A 1,113-nucleotide genomic window follows, 5' to 3' on the forward strand; every position below is an offset into this window, starting at 1 on the left:
CACCGGCGCGCCGGCGGGCGGAGCGTGCGGAGCCCAGCCGCTGCGGGCCGTAGTGCGGCGGCGGCGCGCAGCGCCGTCGCCCTTGATCCTATATAGCTAAATTCGGCAGCCGATCGCGCTGGGAATGGACGTAGCGCCTCGCAGACCTCTACTCGTCCGTGGTGATCGGGTACTCGTTGACGATCACGGTGCGCTCAGCGGGCCAGATGGACTCGGCCACTTCGAGGACGGTGCTGTCCTCGGCCATCGCGCAGTGAACGACATGGACGACAGGCGATCCGGCCGCTAAGTCGAGCACGGAGAGCTCGTCGGCGGTACCGAGACGGGCAATGAGTTGGTCGCGTGCCTTGGCGTATCGCTTCCCGGACAGATCCTCGATGCATAGGAACAGCGCCTTTGGGACGACGGTCGGTTCTTCGACGTACGTGCCCGCAGCGAACTCCATCGGGATGTAGCTTGCGCCGATCTCTTCGGGTCGGCCCGTCACCTTGTCGAAGAGATGCCGCCGCCGGGTAACCACCTGGGTAGTGCCCGCGGGGAACAGGTCAGCGACATGCGCCGGAACGGCTTCCACTCCGGCATAGACGATCTCGTGCCGGAGGTGCGGCGTCAGCAACTTCTGATCTGCCCGAGCCCTCCCGTACTGCCGCCAACCGGGCCGCTGCAGTCGATCGTTCTCCTTGACGAAGGACCCGATGCCATGACGCGACTCGATGAGCCCCTCGGAGCGCAGTACCCCGAGCGCCTGGCGCACGGTCGGAAGACTCACCTTGAATCGGTCGGCCAGTTCCGGTTCCGTGGGTAGGCGCTGGCCGGCGGTCATTGCACCCGTACTGATTTCGTTCTTGAGTTCCTGCGCGATGCGTCGGTATTTCGGTGCGTATGCGCTGGTGTCGCTGTCCACTGCCTGCCTTCTTCTACGTGGTTCGCGGTCTGTTTCCAACTTTAGTCTTCATGAAGACTTGACGACACCCCGCCGCGCTGTTCTACTGGTAACAGCAGTCTTAATGAAGACTTGAAGACAGGTCATTATAGACTGAGGGCGACACAAAGAAGCTCCCCGGCGATTCGCAGTCACCGGGGAGCAGACCGAAGCGGGTGCAACCGCTCCAG

The 1,113-nt window shown here is 63.3% G+C and carries 1 protein-coding gene; it reads right to left on the minus strand.

Annotated features, from left to right (window positions below; all coding sequences use genetic code 11):
• Positions 1-148: 148 nt before the first annotated feature.
• On the minus strand, positions 149-904 hold the full coding sequence (locus tag ACWDU1_RS32500; RefSeq protein WP_450004242.1) for a GntR family transcriptional regulator: 756 nt from the start codon (positions 902-904) through the stop codon (positions 149-151).
• Positions 905-1,113 lie beyond the last annotated feature (209 nt).

The sequence above is a fragment of the Nocardia sp. NPDC003345 genome (assembly GCF_053589395.1).